At 48.2% G+C, this 26,544-nt stretch carries 25 protein-coding genes; 20 read left to right on the top strand and 5 right to left on the bottom strand.

Annotation, left to right across the window (positions count from 1 at the left end; all coding sequences use genetic code 11):
- The first annotated feature begins 80 nt into the window (after window positions 1-80).
- Together E2980_RS11720 and E2980_RS11715 are read left to right on the top strand one after the other, a co-directional pair.
- Window positions 81-1,562 carry a bacteriocin maturation protein gene (locus tag E2980_RS11720; RefSeq protein WP_135152361.1) on the top strand — a complete coding sequence of 494 codons (1,482 nt, stop codon included), beginning with the start codon at window positions 81-83 and terminating at the stop codon, window positions 1,560-1,562.
- Window positions 1,559-3,502, top strand: a complete 1,944-nt coding sequence (locus E2980_RS11715) for a TOMM precursor leader peptide-binding protein (RefSeq protein ID WP_135152360.1) — start codon at window positions 1,559-1,561, stop codon at window positions 3,500-3,502. The genes E2980_RS11720 and E2980_RS11715 overlap by 4 nt, the downstream gene beginning before the upstream one ends.
- 46 nt (window positions 3,503-3,548) lie before the next feature.
- Here the strand turns inward: E2980_RS11715 and E2980_RS24690 are convergent, their stop codons facing one another.
- The gene (locus tag E2980_RS24690; protein ID WP_135152359.1) at window positions 3,549-3,668 is read right to left on the bottom strand and encodes a sporulation protein YjcZ; all 120 of its coding nucleotides are present in this window, start codon (window positions 3,666-3,668) and stop codon (window positions 3,549-3,551) included.
- 253 nt (window positions 3,669-3,921) lie between these two features.
- Here E2980_RS24690 and E2980_RS24685 point away from each other — a divergent pair, with 253 nt between their 5' ends.
- Window positions 3,922-4,044: a sporulation protein YjcZ gene (locus tag E2980_RS24685; RefSeq protein ID WP_135152358.1), complete on the top strand. Its 123-nt coding sequence runs from the start codon at window positions 3,922-3,924 to the stop codon at window positions 4,042-4,044.
- Window positions 4,045-4,254: 210 nt separating this feature from the next.
- Window positions 4,255-4,980, top strand: coding sequence for a YheC/YheD family protein (locus tag E2980_RS11700; protein ID WP_240703007.1), 726 nt, complete (start codon window positions 4,255-4,257; stop codon window positions 4,978-4,980).
- Window positions 4,981-5,031: 51 nt separating this feature from the next.
- Here the strand turns inward: E2980_RS11700 and E2980_RS11695 are convergent, their stop codons facing one another.
- Window positions 5,032-5,487, bottom strand: coding sequence for an SRPBCC family protein (locus tag E2980_RS11695; protein WP_135152356.1), 456 nt, complete (start codon window positions 5,485-5,487; stop codon window positions 5,032-5,034).
- A gap of 89 nt (window positions 5,488-5,576) precedes the next feature.
- Between E2980_RS11695 and E2980_RS11690 the strand changes: the two genes are divergently transcribed.
- The 7 genes from E2980_RS11690 to E2980_RS11660 are packed head-to-tail and all read left to right on the top strand — an operon-like array spanning window position 5,577 to window position 15,646.
- Window positions 5,577-6,722, top strand: coding sequence for an acyl-CoA dehydrogenase family protein (locus E2980_RS11690; protein ID WP_135152355.1), 1,146 nt, complete (start codon window positions 5,577-5,579; stop codon window positions 6,720-6,722).
- 38 nt (window positions 6,723-6,760) lie between these two features.
- On the top strand, window positions 6,761-7,870 hold the full coding sequence (gene mmgD, locus E2980_RS11685) for a citrate synthase (protein ID WP_135152354.1): 1,110 nt from the start codon (window positions 6,761-6,763) through the stop codon (window positions 7,868-7,870).
- Between the two features lie 44 nt (window positions 7,871-7,914).
- The gene (locus E2980_RS11680; protein ID WP_135152353.1) at window positions 7,915-9,057 is read left to right on the top strand and encodes an acyl-CoA dehydrogenase; all 1,143 of its coding nucleotides are present in this window, start codon (window positions 7,915-7,917) and stop codon (window positions 9,055-9,057) included.
- A 17-nt stretch (window positions 9,058-9,074) separates the two neighbouring features.
- A complete protein-coding gene (gene icmF, locus E2980_RS11675) occupies window positions 9,075-12,299 on the top strand; it encodes a fused isobutyryl-CoA mutase/GTPase IcmF (protein WP_135152352.1) in 3,225 nt (1,074 codons plus the stop codon).
- A 21-nt stretch (window positions 12,300-12,320) separates the two neighbouring features.
- Window positions 12,321-13,328, top strand: a complete 1,008-nt coding sequence (locus E2980_RS11670; protein ID WP_276322267.1) for a thiamine pyrophosphate-dependent dehydrogenase E1 component subunit alpha — start codon at window positions 12,321-12,323, stop codon at window positions 13,326-13,328.
- Window positions 13,328-14,308: an alpha-ketoacid dehydrogenase subunit beta gene (locus E2980_RS11665; protein WP_135152433.1), complete on the top strand. Its 981-nt coding sequence runs from the start codon at window positions 13,328-13,330 to the stop codon at window positions 14,306-14,308. Before E2980_RS11670 ends, E2980_RS11665 begins: the two co-directional genes overlap by 1 nt.
- A 45-nt stretch (window positions 14,309-14,353) precedes the next feature.
- On the top strand, window positions 14,354-15,646 hold the full coding sequence (locus E2980_RS11660; protein WP_135152351.1) for a dihydrolipoamide acetyltransferase family protein: 1,293 nt from the start codon (window positions 14,354-14,356) through the stop codon (window positions 15,644-15,646).
- 67 nt (window positions 15,647-15,713) lie between these two features.
- Here E2980_RS11660 and E2980_RS11655 read toward each other — a convergent pair whose 3' ends face one another.
- A complete protein-coding gene (locus E2980_RS11655; protein ID WP_135152432.1) occupies window positions 15,714-15,800 on the bottom strand; it encodes a putative holin-like toxin in 87 nt (28 codons plus the stop codon).
- Between the two features lie 276 nt (window positions 15,801-16,076).
- Here E2980_RS11655 and E2980_RS11650 point away from each other — a divergent pair, with 276 nt between their 5' ends.
- Window positions 16,077-16,877, top strand: a complete 801-nt coding sequence (locus E2980_RS11650) for a DUF2935 domain-containing protein (protein ID WP_205699962.1) — start codon at window positions 16,077-16,079, stop codon at window positions 16,875-16,877.
- Between the two features lie 48 nt (window positions 16,878-16,925).
- Here the strand turns inward: E2980_RS11650 and E2980_RS11645 are convergent, their stop codons facing one another.
- A complete protein-coding gene (locus E2980_RS11645) occupies window positions 16,926-17,345 on the bottom strand; it encodes a LysM peptidoglycan-binding domain-containing protein (protein ID WP_135152350.1) in 420 nt (139 codons plus the stop codon).
- A 184-nt stretch (window positions 17,346-17,529) separates the two neighbouring features.
- Between E2980_RS11645 and E2980_RS11640 the strand changes: the two genes are divergently transcribed.
- Entirely contained in the window at window positions 17,530-18,834 is a 1,305-nt protein-coding gene (locus E2980_RS11640) for a sensor histidine kinase (RefSeq protein WP_135152349.1), read from the top strand.
- Window positions 18,834-20,066: a winged helix-turn-helix domain-containing protein gene (locus E2980_RS11635; protein ID WP_135152348.1), complete on the top strand. Its 1,233-nt coding sequence runs from the start codon at window positions 18,834-18,836 to the stop codon at window positions 20,064-20,066. Before E2980_RS11640 ends, E2980_RS11635 begins: the two co-directional genes overlap by 1 nt.
- Window positions 20,067-20,068: 2 nt before the next feature.
- Here E2980_RS11635 and E2980_RS11630 read toward each other — a convergent pair whose 3' ends face one another.
- Window positions 20,069-21,247 carry an acyltransferase family protein gene (locus E2980_RS11630; protein WP_135152347.1) on the bottom strand — a complete coding sequence of 393 codons (1,179 nt, stop codon included), beginning with the start codon at window positions 21,245-21,247 and terminating at the stop codon, window positions 20,069-20,071.
- Window positions 21,248-21,505: 258 nt separating this feature from the next.
- Between E2980_RS11630 and E2980_RS11625 the strand changes: the two genes are divergently transcribed.
- From E2980_RS11625 to tnpC, 6 genes are all read left to right on the top strand, one after another.
- The gene (locus tag E2980_RS11625; RefSeq protein WP_240702997.1) at window positions 21,506-22,480 is read left to right on the top strand and encodes a hypothetical protein; all 975 of its coding nucleotides are present in this window, start codon (window positions 21,506-21,508) and stop codon (window positions 22,478-22,480) included.
- Window positions 22,481-22,822: 342 nt separating this feature from the next.
- The gene (locus tag E2980_RS11620; protein WP_135152346.1) at window positions 22,823-23,740 is read left to right on the top strand and encodes an aminoglycoside phosphotransferase family protein; all 918 of its coding nucleotides are present in this window, start codon (window positions 22,823-22,825) and stop codon (window positions 23,738-23,740) included.
- Between the two features lie 30 nt (window positions 23,741-23,770).
- On the top strand, window positions 23,771-23,989 hold the full coding sequence (locus E2980_RS11615) for a hypothetical protein (RefSeq protein ID WP_135152345.1): 219 nt from the start codon (window positions 23,771-23,773) through the stop codon (window positions 23,987-23,989).
- Window positions 23,990-24,069: 80 nt separating this feature from the next.
- Complete coding sequence (gene tnpA / locus E2980_RS11610; protein WP_135152344.1) at window positions 24,070-24,393, top strand: IS66 family insertion sequence element accessory protein TnpA; 324 nt, start codon at window positions 24,070-24,072, stop codon at window positions 24,391-24,393.
- Window positions 24,387-24,740, top strand: coding sequence for an IS66 family insertion sequence element accessory protein TnpB (gene tnpB / locus E2980_RS11605; protein ID WP_135152343.1), 354 nt, complete (start codon window positions 24,387-24,389; stop codon window positions 24,738-24,740). The genes tnpA and tnpB overlap by 7 nt, the downstream gene beginning before the upstream one ends.
- A gap of 71 nt (window positions 24,741-24,811) precedes the next feature.
- Complete coding sequence (gene tnpC / locus E2980_RS11600) at window positions 24,812-26,383, top strand: IS66 family transposase (protein ID WP_135152342.1); 1,572 nt, start codon at window positions 24,812-24,814, stop codon at window positions 26,381-26,383.
- Window positions 26,384-26,544 lie beyond the last annotated feature (161 nt).

Raw genomic sequence — 26,544 nt, 5'->3', positions numbered from 1 at the left:
ACGTGCGAAGTCATACATTATTTCAATAGGCGGGCTAATGTCTAAGACGCACGACGCATGAGGGAGGAAATGACAATCTCATGGCCAAGTTACTGGATGATACTATCTTTAGACAGGCCAAAGTATTAGCTGTAGGAGCCGGTTCTTTTTTGGTCTCGTTAGTCGCGGCATTGTTCGAATCCGGATTGACTGAAGTCCATGCGACTTTACCCAAAAGGACAGTAACTGCTTGGAGAGAGAAGGTTCGGCCGTTTGATTGGATTTTGTATGTCAGTCAGCAGGAGAGGATAGAAGAAATCCAAGCTATTCATGCGGCCTGCAAAGCAGAGAAGAAAACGCTGCTCACCGCGACGTGCATTGGGCAAATGGGTATTGCAGGGCCGCTAGTGAATCCGGACTCCGAGGGATGTTGGGAATCCGCGAGGCGGCGCATCCATCGATCCGCGATTCGTAATGATCCATTGACTCCTATATTCAACCCTGCGGTAGGGTCAATGCTTGCCAATATCATCGTATTTGACATGTTTAGAACAATTGCGCGAGTGACGGAGTCGGAGTTGAAGAATAGATTCTTTATGCTGGATTTGCACACGCTGGAAGGAAGCTACCATTCTTTCTTGCCCCATCCGTTGGTAACCAATCGAATCGAAACCGAACAGGTTCATCATTGGGAGCAGCTGCTCGGACAAGGTAGGGGCAGCAGTGGTGATCCAAACGAATTCCTGTCGTTTGTTAGTCGGTTAACATCGCCGCAAGCAGGGATTTTGCATCTGTGGGACGAGGGGGACCTGAACCAGCTTCCGCTCTCGCAATGCCGTGTTCAGGCGGTCGACCCGCTTTCGGAAGGGCCGGCTGAGTTGCTTCCGGTTATGATACGTGCGGGTCTGACGCACTTGGAGGCCCGTAAGGAAGCCGGGTTAGCAGGAATAGAAGCCTATGTAACGAGATTAATAAATAAGAAGACGGAGCTCTCGGAATTCGTTGAGATTGGAGCGGGGGAAACGGTCGAGGAATCCGTTTTTCGCGGGTTGCAGAAGTGTTTAACGCAACAATTGAGAAAGCAAACAGCTGACCGGAAGCCTGCTGTCTTAATGGCACGGCTTAATCATGTCGAGGATACTCGTTGCCGCTATTACTTACAAGCATTGACCATCATGCAAGGAGCACCGACGATCGGAATAGGCGAAGACTTGCTCGGCTTTCCTGTCGTATGGGTCGGTGCTTGCGATTGTTGGTACGGCTGCGTGGGCTTGAATAGGACATTGGCGCTTAGAATGGCGCTTCAGCAGGCACTTCTGAAGGCACTAAATCGAACGGAAGTATTCACGTTGCAAGGCGTAGAGATTCCAACCCTCATTCCGGAAGAAGCCATTGTAACAAACCTGGAAATTAAAGCAGTTGAAGATAGGGCACAAGCGGAGTTGATACTATACGCCTCGTCGATTTTGAAGCGTAATCAAACGCCGCTATTTGTCTTTGAAATAAAAGTGGAACCCTTCTTGAAAGATAATCTAGGAGGGCTGTTCGGTGTCTTGCTTAGAAAGGAGGAAGCATCCGGGTGAATGATATCGTTGCGATTGTTGGCAAAGGCCTGTTAGCGCAACTTGTCAGCGATCAATTATCCGAACAATACAAAGTCAATCGACAGGTTGATTTCAAGCTCGGCGTCCCGGAATCGGCTAAATTGGTCGTGGTCTTACACGATGATTGGCGCCCCTCCGATTATGAGACCGCTGAAAAAGCGATGCAGCTAGCCAGCATCCCCTGGTTGAGAGGCTCTATATTGCATGACGAGGGCATTATCGGGCCATTGGTTCAACCGGGAAAGTCAGGCTGTTCCCAGTGCGCGGATCTAAGGAGCTTTATGGCGGGACATGACCGAGAGAATAGTCTGGAATTGCAATTGAATTTATTGTTGCACGGAGCAATTCCGAGTGATCGTTCGACCTCACGGATTGGAGTACTACAGACTAGCTGCTTGGTCGCTGCGGAAGCGCGGAAATTTATACAGGGCGAACCTGCTCAAACGGAAGGAAGAGTGTACTTCGTCGATTTAAATACGTTAAAGAGTTCACTTCACCCGTTTTTGCCAGACCCCTCGTGCCCGGTTTGCGGAAATCTGCCCAATGATTGCCCGGATAATGCAAGAATTTCATTGCAGCCAAGCCATAAAATCAATATGGAGACTTATCGTTGCAAACCGTTGGACGACCTTGCGGAAATCGTGATCAAAGACTATTTAGATGAACGGACAGGCTTATTCAATAAATCAACGATTGATTTGTTATCGCCATTCTCCAATGTTGCCGTAAATTTGCCATTGGCGATTGGGAATGAAACTTCGGCAGGCCGCTCTCATTCTTATGCGCAAAGTGAACTAACTGCCATTCTGGAAGGCTTGGAGCGCTATTGCGGAATCTTTCCGCGCAGCAAAAGAACAGTTATTCATGACGCTTACCGTAACTTGACTGACCGGGCACTCAACCCTGTGGAGGTGGGAGTGTACTCGGCAGAACAGTATGAGCAAGCTGAATTCCCGTTCAAACCCTTTGACCCTGATCTCCCGATGAACTGGGTATGGGGATATACATTTAAGCAAGAGCGTCCGATTCTGGTTCCTGAGCAGCTTGCTTATTATAGCTCGGGATTCGGAGACGGTTTTGTCATGGAAGGATCGAATGGATGCGCATTGGGGGGGAGCTTGGAAGAAGCGATTTTCTACGGCATTATGGAAGTGGTCGAGCGCGATTCGTTTCTGTTGACCTGGTATGCGCAGCTTCCCGTCCCGCGTCTTGATCCTTATTCATCCGGGGACAAGGAATTGCTGCTCATGATAAACCGTTTGCAGGACATTGCCGGCTATGATATCTATCTGTTCAACGCTACGATGGAGAGCGGCATTCCAAGCGTTTGGGCGATAGCGAAAAACAAGGAGAAAACGGGAGCGAATCTCATTTGTGCGGGAGGAGCCCACTTGGATCCGATACGGGCCGCGAAAAGCGCGATATTAGAAGTAGCGGGCAATGTGATATATCTTGGAGAAATGTTGAACGAGAACAGTGGCGAGTATTACGGTATGTTGGATGATCCTTACCTGGTAAGGCGGATGGAGGACCACTCCTTATTGTACAGCCTTCCCGAAACGGAGGAACGACTTCATTTTCTGTTAAAACAAAATGGTCGGATGAGAACATTCGATGAGGAGTTTCAACCAAGAGCGCTGCATGCCGATCTGACGAATGAACTAAAGGACGTCCTTCAGAAAATCCGCCTATTAAATCTTGACGTCATCGTGATAGACCAGACCGCTCCCGAAGCTTTACGAAACGGCCTATATTGCGTAAAAGTTCTGATCCCGGGAATGTTGCCTATGTCTTTCGGACATCACCTGGTCCGTTTAACGGGATTGGAGAGGTTGTTGAAAGTTCCGGTAACGTTAGGTTATGCGAAGAACTTGCTTAGACTGCAAGAGCTAAATCCATATCCGCACCCCTTTCTTTAAAAAACCCGCGATTCGTTTAGCATATCGCGGGTTGAATCTTATTTTATTAGTAACCGGCTCTTAAGATTATTACCAAGAGAATGAAGAGAACAAGTGCAAATGCAGCTGCTTGCATGCCGTATCCGGCGCAGCTTCCGCCACCATACCCGCCAACAACTCCGCTCAAAAAAATCACCACCGAATGGTTTATTTGTGATAGTTCATCACCCAGTTAACTTATGTAAAGATCAGTATACGGTACAGTACAAACACCTATAGCAAACAAATCTCCGCGAAAGCACAGCATATCCGGCTGGATAAGGAATTATTGGGTATGCGCGGATTAATGATGGATCTGTGCGAATGTACAGTCATTATGTTTAACCATTCATAAGCTAACAGGGTGATAAACATCACAATAAAAAACTGGTGGTGATACTATGGGTTATCCAGTTGGCGGTGTTAATGTCTCTTGTGCAGGTTATGGCGGTGGAATGGGAGCAGCTGCTTTCGCTCTAGTTCTCTTCATTCTGTTGGTCATCATTCTGCGAGCCGGATACTAAGAAGGATTAATCGCATTTTTCTCCTGTATTCCTCCGCCTTTAATTCGTTAATAAGATGGCGAATCTTGTACACACTTAAAACCCCGATCAGCCACTAGGCTAAGCGGGGTTTTGGTTTTTCGCGACCGACGCAGCGTCAAACGTGTCTCAGCGGATTCACTGCGGATTACTATATCTTGAGTTAAGGGAGGGTATGATTTGCCTCAGTATGTGGTCAGTAAATGGAGAAAAACGGAGGCCTTGTTATACAGTCAATCATTTCGAAGCATCGTTCCCAAAACGGTTCGATTTAATCGAAATCAGCTAATAAACATGTTAGAGAAATTCGCAATGGTCTACGTCAAGCCGGACAACGGGTCTCTTGGGAGAGGCGTTATGCGGATCGAAAGAAAGCAGGGACAATACAGCTTCCAGATTGGTGAACGTCTACGGACGTTTGCATCCTTTGATCTCCTGTTTGCAGCTCTTCGGAAGGAAACCAAAAGCAGAAGCTATTTGATCCAAAGAGGTATTCATCTCTTGAAATACAAGGACAGGCGATTCGATTTGCGCGTCATGGCGCAATTAAATCCGAGTAAAGCCTGGGAAACAACCGGAATCATCGGACGAATTGCAGCACCGCGTAAAATCATCACCAACTATTATAACGGCGGCAATGCAATGTCCGTAACGGGCTTATTAGGTAATCTCATGAGTAAACAAGCCGTAAACAATAAGATCAAGTCGCTCGAGAAGCTGGGCGTGAGGGTGGGAAAGGCGACACGCAGCAAATTTCCGGGAGTTTGCGAAGTCGGTGTCGACGTGGGAATGGATCGTACATTAACGCCATGGATACTTGAGGTCAATACGAAGCCGGGTTATCTTATTTTTCGCAAACTGCCGGATCCAACCATTTTCCGTAAAATCAAACGTTACGCGAGAGCATATGGAAGATGATAAAGAGTCAAGTAAGAGAGACCCGGAATTCGGGTCTTTTTTTCGGAAAATTTATACGTGGGCGTCAGGAGCCTTATCCGATACGAGATTCAAGACGATATTGTACTCAAGAAGAGCCTTAAGCCCGCAGAGTACAATCGTGAAGCCTTCCGTTGAATCTATGGCTTGCTTTACGATGTCATCCCCATCTCCCGTAAACCCTGAGTTTGTAATCGTAACGAAGGTTTCGTTCTCTGCTCTAGGAGTAAAAATCCACTCGACCGTGGATCCCCATTCGATAAGGATTCGCTTATTTTCCTCGATTTCTATGACATCAACGTCTGTAGAAGCCCCATACATCTCCCATTCCCATTGGACGCGTCTTCCCGTTTCTAATTTTCCGCTGCTTTTGGTGAACCAGAATTTTGTGGTAACTGCAGGGTCGATAAAAGCCTCGAATACCTCGTTAACAGGTTTTCTAATAAGCATTTCTGCCTTTGCAATCGGTACATGATTCAAGGTTGCCATCATCATTTCTCCTTTTATCGTGCAAGGTTTCTTCTATATTAGCATAAAATTGCTTGAGTACCGGCAACGAGATCGAAGGAGGCAATCGCATGTTCTTCGATTTATCAGACCAACAGAAGATGATTCGTTCAAAGGCGCGGGATTTCGCGGAACGTGAAGTAGGGCCTTCCGCCGAGCAGCGCGATGAGGAGGAACGGTTCGATCGCGGTCTGTTCGACAGAATGGGGGAGCTTGGACTGACCGGAATACCATGGCCCGAACGATACGGCGGGATTGGAGCCGATTACGTCTCTTATGTCATGGCGGTCGAAGAGTTGTCGCGGGTTTGCGCTTCCACCGGCGTTATGCTTTCCGTTCATACCTCTCTCGTAGGATGGTGTCTCTATACGTATGGCACGGAGGAGCAAAAACAAAAGTATTTGGAGCCAATCGCGCAAGGGAAGAAGCTTGGCGCCTACAGCTTAACCGAAAGCAGCTCGGGCTCAGATGCCAAGGCGATGAGAACGACGGCTACTAGAGATGGCAGTGGCTGGTATATTTTGAACGGCAACAAAATATTCGTTACGAATGGGGGAGAAGCGGAAATCTACCTGGTTTTCGCTATAACCGACACCCAGCAAAGGGGCAAAGGATACAGCGCGTTTATTATCGAGAAAGGAACGGAGGGCTTTGCATTCGGCAAAAAGGAAAAGAAGCTTGGCATTCGCGCATCGCCTACCCTGGAGCTTATATTCGACAACTGCCGCGTCTCGGAGGAAAACCTGCTCGGGGAAGAGGGGGAAGGCTTCAAAATCGCGATGTCGGCTCTTGATGGGGGACGCAGCGGGATTGCCGCTCAAGCACTCGGCATTGCGCAGGGCACTCTGGATGCTACGATTGCCTTTGCCAAAGAGCGCAAAGAGTTCGGCAATCTAATCGGACTTCGGCAAGCGATTGCATTCAAGATCGCCGATATGGCCAACAAGATCGAAGCTGCCAGGTTATTGACTTATCAAGCGGCCTGGAGGGAAAGCATCGGGGTGCCCTATGGCAAGGAAGCCGCTTTTGCCAAGCTTTTCTCCAGCGATACAGCCGTGCAAGTTACGATAGAAGCTTTGCAAATTTTCGGAGAATGCGGGTATACGAAAGCTTATTCGGTTGAGCGCTGCATGCGCGATGCGAAAGTGACGCAAATCTACGAGGGCACGAACGAAATCCAGCGTCTTGTGATTTCCCGAATGGTTTTGACAGATTGATAGTATGGCGTGGAAACGGAGGAAGGGAGAGGAACGGGATGAGCGTACCTGGACTTGAGAACGTGATTGCGAACGAGACGGCCATTTCATACCTGGATGTCGAGAAGGAAGAAATCGTACTGCGCGGTTATGACTTGATCGAGCTAGCAAACAATGCGACTTACTTGGACATCGCGGGGCTGCTTCTGGATGGCGCGCTGCCGACTCCGGAAGAACGACGATTATTAGAAGTAAAAATCAAATCGGAATACGGATTGCCTCGGAATATTCAATCGATATTGCAGTTGCTTCCCGAGCAAGCGAATATGATGGATGTTCTCCGAACGGGTATATCGGCCATAGCGAGTTACGATGAAGAATTGGACGATCGTTCCAATGATGCCAATACTCATAAAGCGATTCGCCTTCTGGCGAAAGTGCCGCAAATCGTGGCGAACGGGTTTCAGGCCACCAACAACCAACCCTTAATTGAACCGCGCAAGGATCTCTCCTACGTATCTAATTTTCTTTATATGATTACCGGGAACGTGCCGACACTCATGGAAGAAGAAGTATTCGATCAATCCCTGATCGCTTACAGCGAGCATGAATTACCGAACTCTACGTTCGCCGCCAGGGTGATCGCCTCCACGCAGTCCGATCTCTACGGAGCTTTGACCGGCGCCGTTGCTTCGCTGAAAGGTACCTTGCACGGCGGTGCGAACGAGGCGGTCATGTACATGTTACTGGAGGCGCAAACGGAAGCTGATCTTGAAAGGTTAATGCTTAAGAAGCTATCGCAAAAGGAACGCATTATGGGCTTTGGACACCGGGTATACATGAGAAAGGCAGATCCGCGCGCTCTGCTCATGAAAGAGGCATTGGCTGAATTGGCGGCGGAGAAAAACGCGCAGGAGCTCTACGATCGATGCGTGGCCGGAGAACAAGTGATGAAACGGGAGAAAAACCTCTATCCGAACTTGGATTATTACGCCGCTCCCGTCTTTCATTTGCTGGGCATCCCGATCGATTTATTTACGCCCGTCTTTCTAGCGGCACGTACGATCGGAATAAGCGCGCACGTGATGGAACAGCACGGGAATAACCGGCTTTTCAGGCCTCGCGTTCACTATACTGGTCCGCGGAATTTGCATCCTCCCATTAAATGAACCCGCGACGGAAGGTCGGCAAAGGTTAAGAAGGGAGATATACAATGGACTTCTTTTTATCGGATGATCAGGCCATGATTCGTTCGGTCGTGCGCGATTTCGCTCGGCACGAAATCGAGCCGAGCGCCGCAATCCGGGATGAGGAGGAACGCTTTGACCGGATCTTGTTCGATAAAATGGGCGAGCTCGGATTGACCGGCATACCGTGGCCCGAATTCTACGGCGGGCTTGGGGCCGACTATGTGACCTATGTGTTGGCCGTTGAAGAATTGTCGCGCGTATGCGCTTCCACGGGCGTTACGTTATCGGCGCACATCTCGCTCGCGGGGTGGCCGATATATAATTTCGGCACGGAGGAGCAGAAGCAACGGTTTTTGCGTCCGATGGCAGAAGGGAAGAAGCTTGGGGCTTACGGCTTGACCGAAAGCCAGTCCGGCTCCGATGCCGCCTCGATGAGAACGACGGCGAGACGGGACGGGGATCACTATATTTTGAACGGCTCCAAGGTCTTTATTACGAATGCGGGCGATGCGGAGATTTATGTCGTGTTCGCATTGACGGATCCGCAGCAAAAACAAAAGGGCTGCAGTGCTTTTATTGTTGAAAAAGGGACTCCGGGATTTTCCTTCGGCAAAAAGGAAAGAAAAATGGGCATTCGCTCGTCTCCGACGATGGAGATTATTTTCGAAGAATGCCGCATCCCTGCGGACAATTTGCTCGGGAAGGAAGGAGAAGGCTTCAAAATCGCCATGATGACGCTGGATGGAGGTAGAAACGGCATTGCGGCCCAAGCCGTCGGGATTGCCCAAGGGGCGCTTGATGCCTCGATCGCTTATGCGAAAGCGCGCAAGCAGTTCGGCAAGCCGATCGCTCAGCAGCAGGCGATTGCCTTCAAGATTGCCGATATGGCCACCAAGATCGAAGCGGCAAGACTGCTGACCTATCAAGCAGCCTGGAGAGAAAGCCAAGGATTGAGTTATGGCAAGGAATCGGCTTTTGCCAAGCTTTATGCCGGGGATACCGCGATGGAGGTGACGGTGGAAGCCGTGCAAATTTTCGGAGGATACGGCTATACGAAGGATTTCCCGGTTGAACGTTATATGCGGGATGCCAAAATCACGCAGATCTACGAAGGGACGAACGAAATCCAGCGTCTTATCATTTCTCGAATGCTGCTGGCAGACTGAGAAAGGCGGGGGCTTCCGTGGGAACGGATACGAAGGCGCGTTCGAAGCACAAAGTGAGGTTCATCACCGCATCCGCCTTGTTCGACGGACACGACGTCTCGATCAACATTATGCGGCGGATCCTTCAGGCAAGCGGGGCGGAAGTCGTTCATCTCGGACATAACCGTTCGGTGGATGAAGTCGTTCAAGCCGCCATCCAAGAAGACGTGCAGGGCATCGCCGTTTCTTCCTATCAAGGCGGACATGTCGAATATTTCAAATATATGATCGATTTATTAAGGGAGAGAGGTGCATCCGATATCCGCGTTTACGGCGGAGGAGGCGGAGTGATTCTCCCTTCGGAGATCGCCTTGCTTCAGAATTACGGCGTTGCCCGCATCTTCTCGCCGGAAGACGGAAGGGAGCTCGGCTTGCAGGGCATGATCGACGCCATGATGCAAGAGTGCGATTTCTCTACGGTTTCCGGCTTTGTACCGGACTCCAATACTGCCATTCGCAAGGAACAGCGGTATATTGCCCAATGTATTACGGTTGCCGAAAATACAGGTCAGAACTTATTCGCCGAATCCGATACCGCAGACTGTCCGGTCATTGGACTTACCGGTACCGGAGGAGCCGGCAAAAGCACTCTAGCCGACGAATGGGTTCGGCGCTTTCTTCGGCACTATCCGAATAAGACGATGGCTATCCTATCGGTTGATCCGACCAAAAAGCGGACCGGAGGCGCCCTGCTAGGGGATCGAATGCGAATGAACGCCGTTCACTCCGGCCGGGTGTATATGCGAAGCCTGGCCACGAGAGGCTCGGGCCATGAGCTGTCGAACGCGATCAGTCACGCGATCGCCGTGTTGAAGGCGGCAGGTTTCGATCTGATCTTGGTGGAAACGAGCGGGATCGGGCAAGGGGATCACCGGATTACGGAAATCGCAGACTTATCCGTCTATGTGATGACGAGCGAATTCGGCGCGCCTACCCAGCTCGAGAAGATCGATATGATCGATTATGCCGATCTGATCGCGATCAATAAGTTCGAGCGCAGAGGTTCGGAGGATGCCCTTCGCGACGTGAAAAAACAAGTTCAAAGAAATCGCGGCTTATTAGATGTTCCGTTTGAAACGATGCCCGTATATGGAACGATGGCCAGCCAGTTCAACGATGCCGGAGTTAACGCGTTGTTCGCGGCGCTTATCGAAATCATGAATCGCAAGCTCTCGCTGCAGTGGCCGCTCCCCGACTATTCATCCGTCCTTAGCTCTAACATTCATGTCATTATTCCGATTGACCGAACCCGCTATTTGGGTGAAATCGCGCATACGGCAAGGAGCTATCGATCTTTCGTTGAAAGCGAAGCCGAGCTGGCCAGCTCTTGCTACCGAATAGAAGGAACAATCCAAGCGTTGCGACGGGAGCAAGGAGCGGTTGAGAGCCTTTCGGCGCTGGAACGGCTTAAGGAAATGTACGAGAACCATATGCAGAAGACAACTCGGGACCTGCTCGCAAGATGGCCGGAGCTGCTGCGCAGTTATACCGGAAACACCTTTGTTTCCCGGGTTCGGGACAAAGAAGTCGTAACGGAGCTTACGACTCGAAGCTTGTCAGGCTTGGACATCCCCAAAGTAAGCCTGCCGAAATTCCGCGATTGGGGCGATCTTGTACGCTGGATGTACCGCGAAAATGTTCCTGGAGAGTTCCCGTATACGGCGGGCGTCTTTCCCTTCAAGCGCAAGGAGGAAGACCCGAAGCGCCAGTTTGCGGGGGAAGGAACGCCGGAGCGAACCAACCTTCGTTTTCACTATTTGTCGCAGAACGATCAGGCCAAACGATTGAGCACCGCGTTCGATTCCGTAACCTTGTACGGAGAAAACCCCGACGAACGGCCCGACATCTATGGAAAAATCGGCGAAAGCGGCGTCAGCATCTGTACTTTGGACGATATGAAAAAGCTGTACGCGGGATTCGATCTCTGCCATTCGATGACGTCGGTATCCATGACCATCAACGGTCCCGCTCCGGTACTGCTCGCGATGTATATGAATACCGCAATCGAATTTCAGATGAAACGGTTCAGTCAGGAACAAAAAAGAACGCCTGCGCCGGAGGAAGCGGAACGCGTTCGCAGAGAAACCCTTGGAACGGTAAGGGGAACCGTTCAGGCCGACATATTGAAGGAAGACCAGGGGCAGAACACCTGCATTTTTTCCACGGAGTTTGCGCTACGCATGATGGGCGATATTCAGCAATATTTTATCGATCATGACGTTCGCAATTACTACTCGGTGTCCATCTCGGGATACCATATCGCCGAGGCCGGCGCGAATCCGATCTCGCAGTTGGCGTTTACGCTGGCCAACGGGTTCACCTACGTCGAGTATTACTTGTCGCGGGGCATGAACATCGACGAGTTCGCCCCTAACCTATCGTTCTTCTTCAGCAACGGGCTGGATCCGGAATATACCGTCATCGGGCGCGTGGCTCGGAGAATATGGGCAACGGTCATGAAGCTCAAATACAAGGCCAATGAGCGCAGCCAAAAGCTGAAGTATCATATCCAAACCTCCGGACGTTCGCTGCACGCGCAGGAAATCGATTTTAACGATATCCGAACGACGCTTCAGGCGCTTATGGCGATACTGGATAATTGCAACTCGCTTCATACGAATTCTTACGACGAAGCGATCACGACTCCGACGGAGGAATCGGTGCGCAGGGCGATGGCCATTCAACTGATCATCACGAAGGAGCTTGGTCTGGCGACGAGCGAGAACATGCTTCAGGGTTCTTTCGCGATTGACGAGCTGACCGATTTGGTAGAAGAGGCGGTACTGCAAGAGCTGGAGCGTATAAGCGACAGGGGCGGAGTGTTAGGCGCGATGGAATCTCAGTATCAAAGGGGTAAAATCCAGGACGAATCCATGCTGTACGAAACGAAAAAGCATAGCGGAGAGCTGCCGATTATCGGCGTGAATACGTTTCGCAATCCGAATCGGCCGACCGGAGACGAGCTGAATATCCCTCTGGCGCGGTCAACGCTCCAAGAGAAGGAGCAGCAGCTGACGAATCTGAGAGATTTCCATAGGCGGAACCAGACGGTGGCACCTGCCGCCTTGGCCAGATTACAGCAGATCGCCTTGGAAGGCGGCAACATCTTTGCCGAGCTGATGGAGACGGTTAAAGTGGCAAGCTTAGGTCAAATCACGCACGCCCTCTATGAGGTAGGCGGACAATATCGCAGGAACATGTAGCCTGGAAGAGGAGGGTTTCCTTTGTCGACTCCGCATCTTGCCAAGCACCAGCAGCTAGGGTTAACGGACGCGCAGGTATTGAGCATGTACACCCTCATGTTGACAGCGAGAAAATTCGACGAGCGCGCCACGCTTATTCAACGCTCGGGAAAAACCGCTTTTCATATCTCCAGCATAGGCCAAGAAACCGCGCAGGTGGCCGCGGCGTTCGCCTTGGAAAAGCAGCACGACTATTTTCTCCCCTATTATCGCGACTACGCCTTGGTTCTTTCCGTTGGAATGACGGTTCGGGAGCTGATGCTCGCCACGTTCCTAAAAGGGGAGGACATCAACGGGGGCAGGCAGATGCCCGGGCATTTCGGATACCGCAAGCATCATATCGTAACGGGCTCGAGTCCCGTCTCCACCCAGGTTCCGCATGCCGTAGGTATTGCCTTGGCCGCGGTAATGAAACAAGAAGATCGCGTCGCGTTCGTCACCTTCGGGGAAGGATCCAGCAATCAAGGCGACGTGCATGAAGGCTTTAATTTTGCCGGTATATTCAAGCTGCCCGTCATCTTCATGTGCGAAAATAATCAATATGCGATTTCCATTCCGGCCCATCGGCAAGTGGCGGGGCGGATCGTCGACCGCGCGGCCGGATACGGGTTTCCCGGCGTTCGAGTGGACGGCAACGATGCGCTCGAGGTTTACGGCGCAGTCAAAGAGGCGAGAAATAGAGCCCTTCGCGGGGCTGGACCGACGTTAATCGAAGCGATGATGTACCGCATACCGCCGCATTCCACCGCGGACGACGATATGCAGTACCGGACGAGGGACGAGGTGGAATACCATAAGGAGCAGGACGGCATCGAGAGCTTCCGCCGTTATTTGTTCGAATGCGGCGTTCTGAACGAAGAGCTCGACCGATCGGTGAACGAAGACGTCATGAGAGAAGTGAACGAGGCGGCCAAATACGCCGACAAAGCCCCCTACCCGGAGCCCGAGAGCGCGCTGCGGCATGTTTACGCTAAGGATGGTGGTGCATGATGGCTATCCTAACCTATTTGGAAGCGATACGCGCCGGGATGAGCGAGGAAATGCAGCGCGATGAAGGTGTTTTCGTGCTTGGGGAGGATGTCGGCAAAGGCGGCGTATTGAATGCGACCAAAGGAATGCGGGATCGCTTCGGTGAACGGAGGGTACTCGACACGCCGCTCTCCGAATCCGCGATCGTCGGAGTTGCCATTGGTGCGGCCATGGTGGGCATGAGGCCGATCGCCGAAATCCAGTTTGCCGATTTCATCTTCCCGGCTACCAATCAAATTATAAGCGAAGCGGCGAAAATCAGGTACCGATCGAACAACGATTGGTTTTGTCCGATCGTGATCCGCGTTCCTTACGGGGCGACGGGCGGAGGCGGACTCTACCATTCTCAGTGCCCCGAATCGGTATTCTTCGGAACGCCGGGTCTTAAGATCGTTGCACCGTCTACGGCTTATGACGCCAAGGGACTATTGAAGGCGTCGGTGCGGGACGACGATCCCGTTCTCTATTTCGAGCACAAAAAATGCTATCTGTATATATCCGACGATGTACCCGATGAGGACTATACGGTCCCTATCGGCAAAGCAGCAGTCAAGCGAGAAGGGGACGATATCACCGTAATTGCCTATGGAATGGCGGTTCATCTAGCGCTTAAAGCAGCAGAGCAGCTGGAGAAGGAGGGGATCAGCGTACATGTGCTGGATTTGCGTACCCTGCATCCGCTTGATCAATCCGCGATTTTCGAAGCAACGGCGAAAACGGGCAGAATCTTGATCGTTCACGAGGATAACAAAACAGGGGGAATCGGAGCTGAAATCGCCGCCATTATTGCCGAACATTTGCTGTATCAGTTGGATGCTCCCATCCTGCGTTTTTGTCCGCCCGATGTTCCAGCGGTAGGAATGGCGCCTACTCTCGAGAAGTTTTTCCTGCCCAACGTAGATACCTTGAAAGAAGCGATGCGCCGCCTTGCGGAAATGTAGGATGGAGATTTGCTAGCTTCGATTTCGGTTAGGGGGATTGCAAAGATGCATAACGAGGAGGAGCGGCTTAGCGAGGTTACGATACCGCATTTGGCCGAAAGCCTGGTTTCGGCTACCCTTGGCAGATGGTTGAAGGAGCCGGGGGATTACGTGAAGGAATACGAGGTCCTATGCGAGCTGAATACGGATAAAGTAAACGTGGAAATGCCTTCGCCCATGGAAGGAACGCTGATCCGCATCTTGGTGCAGGAAGGGGAAACCGCCGATGTCGGCGCTCCCATCTGTCTGATTAGGGAGCCGGAAGCACAGACGCCGATTGTCTCGGATCCCTCCAAGTCCATTGTTACCGAGGGAAGGTACAGAGATGAGCCCGATCTGAGCACCCGTTATTCTCCAGCCGTTATGCGTCTTGCGGAAGAGCATCGGATCGATTTGCGTAAGGTCAAAGGCACCTCGCTGGGCGGTAGAATTAATCGGAAGGACGTCCTCGCTTATGTTCGGGACGGCATGAACATACAACCCGCGACTCCTCCGGAATACAGCGCCGGCAAGAACGAGGTTATCGCCGCAGGCTTCACAAAGGCTACCAGTGTCCCCGCTGCTCAAGAGCGCAAAGAGCCGGCAAGCAGCCGGGGTCCAGACGATCAACTCCTGCCGGTCACACCTGTAAGAAAGCTGATCGCTACGCGCATGCATCAGAGCGTGTCGGAAATACCTCATGCTTGGTTAACGATCGAGGCGGATGTAAGTCATCTTGTTGATTTGCAACAAAAGTGGAAAGACCGTTTCGCGGAGAAGGAAGGGATACGGCTGACGGTTACCCCTTTCGTGTTGAAAGCAGTTGTTAATGCCATTAAGGATTATCCGATTCTCAATTCTACATGGTCTACGGACAATATCATTATCAAGAAAGAGATTCATGTTTCCATTGCGATAGGCTCCGAGGAATCCGTAGTCACTCCCGTCATACGCAACGCGGACCGAAAGACGATTGCCGGTCTGGCTATCGAACTAGACGACTTGGTCAAACGGGCTAGAAGCGGCAAATTAACGATTTCCGATATGCAAGGAGGTACCTTTACTTTTAACAACACCGGGGCTTTCGGTTCCTTGCAATCCTTTCCTCTTATCAACTATCCGCAGGCGGCAATCATCACCTTCGAAACGATTGTCCGTAAACCCGTCGTGATTCAGAGGGATATGATTGCGATCCGATCCATGGCCAATCTTTGCCTATCTCTTGACCATCGTATATTGGATGGCGTGGTTTGCGGGCATTTTATGCGCCGCGTGAAACAATATTTGGAGCGATACGATCAAGAAACCGTTATTTACTAAAAAGGTAAGACAACTTGTAAATGGTGATAGTTCTTAGTACGGATTTAATCCAAACTAGAGCGGCGGATTATTTCCTCTTATCAATATAAGTTAACAATGTGAGTATAAACAACCCAAAAGCAAACATAATCGATAGAGTTTGAAATACATCCATAACAGCTTCCTCCTTTTTATGAAAAGCAGGATTCACCACTTACAAGTTGTACTCTTAATAGTAAACCATATGGGTAATAATGGAAGTGCGTACGGCACTATTTTCTATTCGCTATAATTCAACATTTTTTGGCTGGGAACTACGCTTGTCCCTTTCAGTGACAGCTTTCGCTTCATATGATTAGTCGATCCTCGAATTAAACCTGCACTTAGGACATATGTCCAAGCACCCACTCATACGGTATTGATAAGAGAGGATACCAGAGGAGGAGTGCTGATGTCAGACGAGTTTGTAGCACGTTCATTAGAAGAAGTAAGGTTTTGGTCACGGATTATGAAGGAACATTCCTTATTTCTAAAACTTGGGTTCCGATGTGAAGATACGCAATTAATTAATGAGGCTAATCAGTTTTTTGCCGTCTTTGAAGCAATCGAAAATAGAGCAAATGCCTATCCGTTTGAATCAGATCCCGCCGTGATCAGAAGGTTTAATGAAGAAGTCCATAATGCAGTTTCTTATATATGGGCTTTCAAGAGAAAAGTACTTGGGTTGATACTGACGTGCCAGCTTCCCGGTGGCAACAACTTCCCGTTATTGGTTGATCACGTGAGCAGGGAAGCAAATTACTTCAGAAATCGCTTAATGGAGTTAAATTTAGGGAGATTGGAACCGCTGCCTGACGCCATAATCGATGAGAACGTATTTTTCCTGAGAATCATGGCTGATCATGCCAAGTTCATCAGTCATCTGCTGGACCCTTCCGAAAGGAAGCTAGTAGAGCAAGCGAATAACTTCAGCCATGAATTCGATCAATTGTTATTCCAAGCGAAGGACTTGGATTCCATGCGCCCTCAGTCACAAACGGTTCCGCTCCTCGACCAATTCCTTGATCAGAACAGGGTTTCCGTTAAATCGCTTCGCGACTTTAAGCAAACAGCTCGAGATTTAATTGAAGCCTGTCGAATAAAGAGCATCATTCATCCATTATTGGCGGATCATGTGTTCCGAGAAGCAGAACATTTCTTGTTCATCATCGACATGTTCGATAACAGTCTTTCCGGTAAAAGCCGAGAGTAAAAATCACCCTGCAAATTGCCGATTTGGCAGCATGCAGGGTGATTTTGCTTATGCTTGCTGTCCCTGGTACATCATTTGCTGAACTTGCTCTTCGGGAACCGCCATCTCCGAATAAGTCTTCTGGCAAATCATGTTAGATATTCGAGGTACGTACACGATTTCCCCGGGATTTAATTGGTTCGGATTCGCGATGTGCGGGTTGGCCTCCTCTAGAATGGTATGTGGAATGTTATATTTGTAGCCTACCGCGGCCAACGTGTCTCCATGTTGGGCTTGATGCTGCGCGAATAACATGTCGTCCGATTTTCCGTCTCTGAAGAAGGGAAAGAAGAACGGGGAAAAGAAGAAGAACGGAAACAAGAAACGTCTAGGGAAGAAGGGATGGCGAAAAGGACGAAAGAAAGGGCGACCGAAACCTCCTCCAAAACCTCCACCAAATCCACCACCAGGAAAAAATCCACGATCCATAAGATAACCTCCATATAAAATAGTCATTTGACTATATAAGGTATTGCTTTGGCGATAATTGGTTCCAACTGAATCAGAAAAATGGGCGATTCAGTTCACCAGGAAACAATAGCTTTCAATCATAAAATTTAGTATTTTTGAATGAGGTAGGAATAATGACCATATAAGGGGTTCGCAAGAGGTTATGTTACTTGAGAAATTATTTCTTAACGTCCTGATCGCGTTAGCTCCGGTTTTAGTCTACACCTTGTTTGGCGATCGTTGGCCGCACTCCAAATCTCCCTATGCGATAGGGCTTTTGTATGGGATTTCGTCTGCGCTGTGTTTGATTTTTTCCTACTACGCTCTAGATTTGTACTGGGAGCTCAGATATGTCCCGCTTGTGATTTCTACGGTGTACGGTGGACCGCTTGCCGGTTTCATTAATTACTTAATGATTTTGGCTACCCGGACTTATCTTGGCGGAGATGCCCTTTTGTTTGGATATATAAGCATTACGTTGGCTTTTTTGGGGCCTTTATTATTTGCCAAGAAAATCGGCCGCTTAACCGGATACCGGCGAATAAGAGCAGTGATCCTCATCTCCGTAATCCCCTCTATTGTGATGCTGCTTATTCTAATTTCATTCACATACCTTAATCAAGTCGAAAAACCTTTGGATTTTGAACCCATCCGGGCCGTTTTGTTTTTTGGATTGATTCAAACATTAGGGACTTGGTTATCTTGCACCCTTCAGGAATTTAACTATGAACGAGCTATAATGAAAGAGGAAATTCAACGTGCGGAAAAGCTAAAGACTTTAGGTGAAGTCGCCGCATCCATTGCACATGAAATCCGCAACCCGTTGACCGTTGTTCAAGGTTTTTTACAACTCATGAGTGCGACGATCGTCGAGGGGAAAAATCGAAGTTACTTACAATTTGCGTTAGATGAGATTGCAAGAGCAGAGGCAATCATTAATGATTATTTGAACTTTTCAAAGCCCAAATTGACCAAATACGAAAAGTTTTCTTTATCCGATTTAATCGAGAGTATTACTACACTGTTAATGCCATTGGCAAGTTATAAAGGAATACATTTCGATAGCAGAGTGGAAGAGCAAATTTATATGCATACCGATCGAGCTCAACTGCAGCAAGCATTAGTCAATGTAATTAAAAACGCAGTAGAAGCTTCAATGGAAAAGTCACTGGTACAAATAAAACTGGAATTAAAAGGTAACCATGCGCAACTCAAAATCATTGACAAAGGCAAAGGGATGACGCGAGAAGAGATCAAACGAATCGGGACACTGTTCTATACAACGAAAGAAAGCGGTACAGGCCTAGGCACTTCCGTTGCCGTACGGATCATTGAGGCAATGAAGGGAAGCATCATTTACGAAAGCGAGAAAGGTAAAGGTACGGTTTGCACCATCTCTTTGCCTTTAGTCTCAGATGAAAGCAATCGAAAAGATAACCATTCGTACAAGCAATTGGAGGAGTTATGATGAAACCGATACAAACGACGAAACGAGCTCTCCGGCGGTTTTTGCTGGAGACGCAGCTTTTACTTCATCCGCCGGAGAAGCGCGCAAACTCTGCGGACGCGATGCGCCAGCGCGTGCTGGACGTAATCCGGCAATTGGAATGCGTTCAAATCGACCCGGTATCCGCTGTGCGTCCGAATCAGCATCTGGCCCTTTCGGCAAGAATTGCCGGTTACGAGCCGGAGATTCTGAATGATCTGCTGCGCCAAAACGAAATTTTCGAATATATGGCGAACGCGGCATGTATCATTCCGATGGAAGATTTCCCCATTTTCGAACCGACCCGCCAGAGACTGAAGCAGCATGTTCAGCCCCATATCGACAATATTCGGCCGATCGTCGAGCAAGTGCTGCAAAAGCTGGAAAGCGAAGGCCCGCTGACGGCAAAGTCGTTCGAATCCGATCAACGGGTACACGGGTATTGGGATAACGTGAACGCCAAGACGAAAGCTACGTCTCATGCGCTGAATTTATTGACGGACGCCGCGCAAATTAGAATAGTCGGCAGAGAAGGAAACCAGCGTCTTTTTGATGTCATTAGGCGCAGCGTCCCCGCCGAACTACTTCTGCAAGCAGAAAAGATAGACTCTGTTGAAGCGCTTGAAGCGATAATGCAAAAATATTTTCGGGCGTACCGGGTATTTGAACCGAGCGACCCCCGTCTTGGCTGGCAGCGATTAAGCGCAAATGGACGACGGGAAGCAATTGATCTGCACGTAAAATCGGGAGAAATTACGCCGGTCGAAGTCTCAGGATTGAACAAGCCTTATTACATATTAGCTTCGGATAGGGATCGGCTTTCCGTACACGATGACGAGGACAGGACTCGCGCAATCGAGAGGGAAGAGGAGTTATTGATTCGCTTCCTCTCGCCACTGGACAACTTATTATGGAGCCGTAAACGGTTGACGGACTTGTTCGATTTTGAGTATAGATGGGAAATCTATACACCCGCCGTCAAGCGTACGTATGGTTACTATGCGATGCCGATTCTGGCAGGCGACCGTTTGATCGGTCGAATGGACCCTCGTCTGGATAAAAAACAAGGCCACTTGACGGTACAATTACTGCAAATCGATCCTGAAATCGACTTCACGGAAGGTCTTCGCGATAACGTGCATAGAGCGCTTGAATCGTTTGCTCACGTACACGGGGCAGAAACGGTATCGATCGAGCAAAGTTCGTTCGGATAGCATCAGGAACCAACTTCCGACCTCGCGGCCGAAGGTATCAGGGTCGGTTTAGAACCATCTAATCTTCGCACGACTTTCTTCCCCAAATTTATAAACGGCTTTTCTACTGCAACGTACCCTACATAAGAAATAAGTATAGACAATACGATAAACGTTACAAAAGATAGACTAAGCGTTTGGTACTTAGAAAGTCCTAGATTGATATAAAATTTGATCACAAACGGCATCAAAATCATATGAAATAAATAAAGAGAGTAAGATATATCCGCGCCTAATTTAGCCGCTTTACCAGATAAAACGCTTCTGAAGAACGATATAACCCTAAAGACTGCCGGGTTCAAATTGCCTTTTAACTTATCCAAAAACAAAAACATCATAATCGCCAAGGCTGCAACAATCGTCATTTTGCTCTCAAACGGTAAAATCAATAGAGCTGCCACATAAAAATAACTCCACTTCATTTTGTTCAAACAAGCAGCGGCCATAAGCATGCCGAGCAGAAAAAGGGGGAACTTAAAAATCAAAAGTGCCGGCATGTCATACCAATGAGTGTAAAACTTTAACGTTACAAAGGACATTATTACTGCTAACACAGTAACTGAGAAAATCATGATTTTACTTTTGTTATAGAAAAGCAAAGCGAACAAAATTGGAAAAAGCACATAAAATTGCATTTCTAAAGATAAGCTCCAAGCAACCGATAAAATGGTACTATCCTGACCTGGGATGATGCCGTGGGCGAATAGAAGATGAGATACAAACCCGATCGGCGTCGGAGTTTCATGTTTGCTTTCCCCACCCCAGATCGTCAATGAATCACCAGTGAAATAGATCAATATTTCCTCTCTGTTGATGTACATTTGGCTCACTAATAACGTGGCACAAATAATAGCAATGAGATAGACAGGATAAAGTCTAAACAATCTTCTAATAACAAATTTCATTCCCGTCGCAAATTCATTGACAGGTTCTTTGGCCTCTCGAAGAAAGTAATGATAAGCCATCAAAAAACCGGTTATCATCATAAACCCGTCAACCGCGATTATTGGATTAGCCAAGATTTTCGAGAGAATAGGGATATCAATCGTATTACTTCCTCCTACAATGATAAAGAAATGACCGCACGAGACCCACATGGCTAGTAAAAATCTAATGCCGTCTAAACTTCTAGTATCGTGCAATAAAATTACCCCTTCCCTAGCCGCTTGCGATTTTTGAGTATTATAGCAAATGAAGGGTTGATCGGCAATTATTTATTATTCAATTTGAATAATTTTGTCATATCGATAATATCATACTATTCATTATGAATAATTATTTATTTGCGAAATACAAACAATTAACATTGCCATAATTTGAATGCGCTTTTCGAATGTTATATTCATGATGACAGAGAATCGAGACAGGGTGGGGAACTAAAAAAAGAGGAGGAATCAATAGTGAAATCATTATTAGGCAAAAGGTTGTTGCTGGTAAGTTTGGCCATGTCTCTCGTAATGTGGTGTTTGGCGGTTTTGCCTCCGGCAGTAATGGTAGAGAAAGCTTCGGCTGCACCTACTGATTTACAGCTAGCTTCTCGTTGGGCGCCGATACACTATCAGGACACGGACAGCTCGGACTACGACGCGGACTACATCACCGCAGTGAATTACGACGGCGATTGGAACGCCAAGAACAACTGGGAACATCAAGACGATAATGTGAACAACTTAAAAGCAAAAGTATACTTTTCGGTTGTAGAGACTTCTACCCACTGGCATATCGTATACAGCTTTTTTCATCCACGGGATTGGGTCGATTATCAGGACTTCGGGTTGGACTCGCATGAGAACGATATGGAAGGCGTTTTGACGGTAGTCCGAAAAGACGGGACAACCTACGGAAAATTAGAAGCGATGGTAACCGTGTTCCATACCAATTTCTATTCGTACACACCGTCTGGAAGTACATACCAAAACGGGCAGGAGAACATTGACGGTTCTATTCGAAGGGCAAGCTATGGAGGATACTCGCGTCCAACGACGTTCCAGGAAGCGAAAGGCCATGGACTGAAAGCCTGGGACGGCAGCAGCTTTCCTGGAGGGGACGGGATCATTTATTATCCGAGTACAACTACGGCGGAAGTTCCGTCTGGAGGTAACGACAGATCCGTACAATATCAACTGATCGATACATTTGCTAGCGGCGGCCTGTGGGCACAACGGAACAATAGCTTAACGTTTGCAAGCTGGGGATCGTTCAGCGGCGACAACGGTAAAGACAATGCGGCCAATGCAGCTTGGGGCTGGGATGACGGCGATGACGGCAACGTGTTCCGTGGAGAGATGGCAACGGATCCGGCGAAGTTGATAGCTACGTATTTCAGTAATATCGGAAGCTTCAGCCGCACGTATTTGCGTAACTCTTATTTGTAATATTGCAACACACTACCGAATGTTAAATTGGTAGGCGGTATATTTATTTGTGATCCCCGCATTGTTACTTGGCATTATCGGTATGATAATGATCAGGACGGTACGACTGATGAAATCATTGAATAAATTCTGATATTAAATAAAGCTATTTATAAAATTATCCAATCTAATAAGGCCGGTTCATGCCACTTGTATTGGCAATGAGTCAGTCTGTTTTTTTTAATAAGTAACCAATATATCATGAGAGGAGATTGGAGATTGAATGGCCTCAAATAAAGGAAACTCTCTTGTATTTGGTGAACATTAAGTATTGAGGTCGAGGAGTGGAGGTAGATCCCAAGAATGAAAAAGCGATATTGCTTCAGTCAAAATGAAATCGAAAATATAATTAATCGTTTTGGTAAAGATTTTTATGAAAAAGTTTTGAGGGATATTGAAGAATATGCTGTTAAGTGGACTTTAACCTCTTTTCAATTTGTTCCTTCCTATTCTGCAAACTTAGTTTTTATATGCTATTCAGAAAATTTTGGAAGAGTAGTACTGAAAATAGGTAATCCTTCTTTCGGAGAAATAGTTACAGAGTTTAATACTTTGAGTCAATATAACGGCAGACGATTTTGCAGAGTCTTTAACGCTGATATTGAAAAGGGCGTCATACTTGAAGAGTGTGTACGGCCGGGGAATCCTTTAAGGGATGAGAGTTCTCTTGATAGAAGACTATCTGTATTTTGTTCCCTATATAAAGGCTTGCATATAACTCCCGCTAAAGCAGAAATATATCCGACTTACACAGAGTGGGTCGGTAGGATAACAGAATATATGAGCAAGCGACAAGATTGTAAAGAATTATATTTGTATATGAAAAAAGCAAAAGATATATGTTTATCTGTTTCTACTTTATATTCACAAAAGATGCTGCTTCATGGAGACTTTCATCACGATAATATTTTACTTGGTAATGATGGGGAGTATATAATTATCGACCCTAAAGGTGTAATAGGCGATCCTGTATTTGACATTCCACGTTTTATTTTAAATGAATTTGGCGATGAAACAATTCCGGACTTATATAAGAAAATAAACGATATAATATGCACCTTAGAAAAGAACCTTAACATTCCAAACGACATAATAAAGCAATGCCTTTATGTGGAAACTGCAATGGGAGTATGCTGGAGCGTACAAGACGGCGCAACACCTGAAGAATATCCGAGTCTTTTAAAAAATGTTGCTTTCGCAGAAACAATTTTGAAAACTTGATGTAAAAGTAAATCCATGGGAGAGATGATTATGTTGAATAATCAAGTGGAGATTGTTGAATTAGAAGAGAAGCATTTTGTCGGTGTACCCGTAACGGTTGCGTTTCAAAAACATGATCCAGAACGAATAAATGAGGCAAATCGGATTTTTACAGCTAGGAAAAATGAAATTAAAGGAATCATAAATGAGCATGAATATGTGTGTCCACATTTTGCTAACGATGTGCTGTTTACATACATCTATTGGTAAGCGTCAAATCCTCCCCACCTTCTTTCCTCGCAACGTCGATGAGATAATCCTCCCAGAACACCAATCAGGGAGGGTTTTTCATGTCTAGAGAAGACGTTCAAAAGAAATGGGAAGCGCGCGTAGCTGCTTGCCATGCTAGTGGAGAGAAAGTATCAAGATGGTGTCAGGCCAATCACGTGGATCGTCGTCAGTTTTACAGTTGGAAGAAAAGATTAAGTGGTTCTTCCGAGGTTTCTAAAGCACGTAAACCAACAACTTTCATTCCTCTTCCAGTTGCTATGGAGGAAATGGATCAGTCTTCTTGTCTTCGAATCAAGCTCGGAGCAGCCGTAATTGAGGTCGACGCTGGATTTAATCCCGTTCTGCTCCGAGAAGTGTTGAAAGCGCTGGAGGCCGTATGCTAAGCGAATTAACGAGTCGTCAGGTTTACTTGGCTTGCGGTAGCACCGATTTACGAAAATCCATCGACGGTCTCGCCGCTCTCGTTCAGGAAGGGCTCGGCCTGAATCCATTTTCTCCCTGCGTGTTCGTTTTTTGCAACCGGGAACGCAACAAGTTAAAGATGCTTTACTGGGAACATAACGGCTTCTGGCTGTTTTACCGCAGGCTTGAGCGCAGCACGTTCCAGTGGCCTAAAGACGACGGAGATCCGGTCACCGTTACAACCCGCGAGCTCCGGTGGCTACTGGACGGACTTTCCCTCAGCCAGCGTCAAGCCCACCCGAAAGTCAGCGCCGCTACGGTCATTTAACAATATCATCCTTCGCCAAATCGCCATCTATTTCGGCAGGTTTTGCTCCCTTCACGCCGAAATTATAACGTATGGAAAATAGAACGGAATCCCTCACCTTAGAACAACTACAACAACATAACGCCAAGCAAGAGCAGCAGATTGCTGAGCTCTCCGCTAAGATAAAATGGTACGAGGAGCAGTTTCGTCTGGCCCAGCACAAGCGCTTTGGCGCTTCTAGCGAGCAAACGAATCCAGATCAGATCGAGCTTAATCTCTTCAACGAAGCCGAAGTGCTGGCAACACCTGCCGGACAAGAAGTGCCAACGGAGCAGATTACGTACGCGCGGCGCAAATCCACTGGCAAACGCGAAGAGGATCTCTCCAAACTGCCAATTGAAACGGTGACGTATTCGTTAACGGAGAGCGAGCAGATCTGTGCATGTTGCGGCGGTACCCTCCATGAGATGAGCACCGAGACGCGCAGTGAAATCGCCATTGTACCGGCTCAAGTGAAAGTCATTCGTCATGAGCGGCAGGTCTATGGTTGCAGGCACTGCGAACGCAATGAAATTCACACGCCAATTGTAACGGCGCCAATGCCCAAGCCGGTTTACCCTGGCAGTCTAGCATCAGCCTCAAGTATGGCCTATGTCATGAGCCAGAAGTACGTGGATGGCATGCCGCTTTATCGGCAAGAGCAGCAGTTTACGCGTCTTGGCTACACGCTGTCTCGTCAGACCATGGCAAACTGGATGATCTACGGTGCACAGCAATGGCTCGAGCCCATCGTGGCTGCCATGAAAGCCTACTTGCTCCAGCAGGAAGTGCTTCATGCAGACGAAACAACGTTGCAGGTGCTACGTGAACCGGGGAAAGCGGCAGAGTCTACCTCCTATTTGTGGCTATACCGCACCGGACACGGCGTATCACCAGCAGTGCTTTATGAATACCAGAAGACGCGAGGTGGCGAGCATCCTCGCAACTTCTTGTCTGGATTTAAGGGTTATCTTCATGTGGACGGCTACGCGGGCTACCATAAAGTTGCCGCTGTCACGCTCGTCGGATGCTGGGCGCATGCAAGACGCAAATACGATGAGGCGCTCAAAGCAGCACCACAGACAAAGGGGCTTGCGGAAACGGTGGCTGGTCAAGGACTGGCTTACTGCAACGCGCTATTTGCCATTGAGCAAGATCTCAAGGACGCTACGCCAGAAGTACGACATGCAGAGCGCCAGAAGCGAAGTCTTCCAATCGTGGAGGCTTATTCGACATGGCTTCGCCAGCAAAAAGCGCGGACGCTACCTAAAAGCCTGGTTGGACAAGCGATAACATACAGCTCGAACCAATGGGAGAAACTAACCGCGTTCCTGAAGGATGGACGACTCGAAATCGACAATAACAGAAGCGAACGGTCGATTAAACCGTTTGTCATCGGGAGAAAGAACTGGCTGTTTGCAAACACGCCGCGAGGTGCTAAGGCGAGTGCAGCGATCTATAGTCTCATTGAGACGGCGAAGGAGAACAAGCTAAATCCGTTTCAGTACTTAAAGTATCTGTTCGAGCAACTGCCTCAATTGTCAGATCCTCATGATCTCGAAGCATTAATGCCGTTCTTACCATGGTCACCGTCGATTCCATTGAATTGCCGCGTATTTAAGTAGAATAAGCATAAGCTAGCTCTCACTTGATTTGTAGGTGGGGGCTATTTTACGCTTACGATGTGTTCGCGTAAGGATTTTACGCTCATTCCATCTACGCCATGGCTTCCTTTATTTGCTTCCACACGCTTCATAGCGCCGAGAAGATTTTCTCGTGACAGCAT

The organism is Cohnella luojiensis, from assembly GCF_004564235.1.
Lineage (GTDB): Bacteria > Bacillota > Bacilli > Paenibacillales > Paenibacillaceae > Cohnella > Cohnella luojiensis.
Note: the sequence above shows the minus strand (reverse complement) of the source record. Positions and strands in the feature narration are given on the sequence as shown.

Coding starts and splice junctions, on each gene's coding strand:
- E2980_RS11690 (WP_135152355.1), top strand. CDS start 5,577: ATGTTCTTCGATTTATCAGACCAACAGAAGATGATTCGTTCAAAGGCG.
- E2980_RS11635 (WP_135152348.1), top strand. CDS start 18,834: ATGAAACCGATACAAACGACGAAACGAGCTCTCCGGCGGTTTTTGCTG.
- E2980_RS11720 (WP_135152361.1), top strand. CDS start 81: ATGGCCAAGTTACTGGATGATACTATCTTTAGACAGGCCAAAGTATTA.
- tnpA (WP_135152344.1), top strand. CDS start 24,070: ATGTCTAGAGAAGACGTTCAAAAGAAATGGGAAGCGCGCGTAGCTGCT.
- mmgD (WP_135152354.1), top strand. CDS start 6,761: ATGAGCGTACCTGGACTTGAGAACGTGATTGCGAACGAGACGGCCATT.
- E2980_RS11665 (WP_135152433.1), top strand. CDS start 13,328: ATGGCTATCCTAACCTATTTGGAAGCGATACGCGCCGGGATGAGCGAG.
- E2980_RS11680 (WP_135152353.1), top strand. CDS start 7,915: ATGGACTTCTTTTTATCGGATGATCAGGCCATGATTCGTTCGGTCGTG.
- E2980_RS24685 (WP_135152358.1), top strand. CDS start 3,922: ATGGGTTATCCAGTTGGCGGTGTTAATGTCTCTTGTGCAGGTTATGGC.
- E2980_RS11620 (WP_135152346.1), top strand. CDS start 22,823: ATGAAAAAGCGATATTGCTTCAGTCAAAATGAAATCGAAAATATAATT.
- E2980_RS11695 (WP_135152356.1), bottom strand. CDS start 5,487: ATGGCAACCTTGAATCATGTACCGATTGCAAAGGCAGAAATGCTTATT.
- E2980_RS11650 (WP_205699962.1), top strand. CDS start 16,077: ATGTCAGACGAGTTTGTAGCACGTTCATTAGAAGAAGTAAGGTTTTGG.
- tnpB (WP_135152343.1), top strand. CDS start 24,387: ATGCTAAGCGAATTAACGAGTCGTCAGGTTTACTTGGCTTGCGGTAGC.
- E2980_RS11655 (WP_135152432.1), bottom strand. CDS start 15,800: ATGGATGTATTTCAAACTCTATCGATTATGTTTGCTTTTGGGTTGTTT.
- E2980_RS11640 (WP_135152349.1), top strand. CDS start 17,530: ATGTTACTTGAGAAATTATTTCTTAACGTCCTGATCGCGTTAGCTCCG.
- tnpC (WP_135152342.1), top strand. CDS start 24,812: ATGGAAAATAGAACGGAATCCCTCACCTTAGAACAACTACAACAACAT.
- E2980_RS11645 (WP_135152350.1), bottom strand. CDS start 17,345: ATGGATCGTGGATTTTTTCCTGGTGGTGGATTTGGTGGAGGTTTTGGA.
- E2980_RS11660 (WP_135152351.1), top strand. CDS start 14,354: ATGCATAACGAGGAGGAGCGGCTTAGCGAGGTTACGATACCGCATTTG.
- E2980_RS11615 (WP_135152345.1), top strand. CDS start 23,771: ATGTTGAATAATCAAGTGGAGATTGTTGAATTAGAAGAGAAGCATTTT.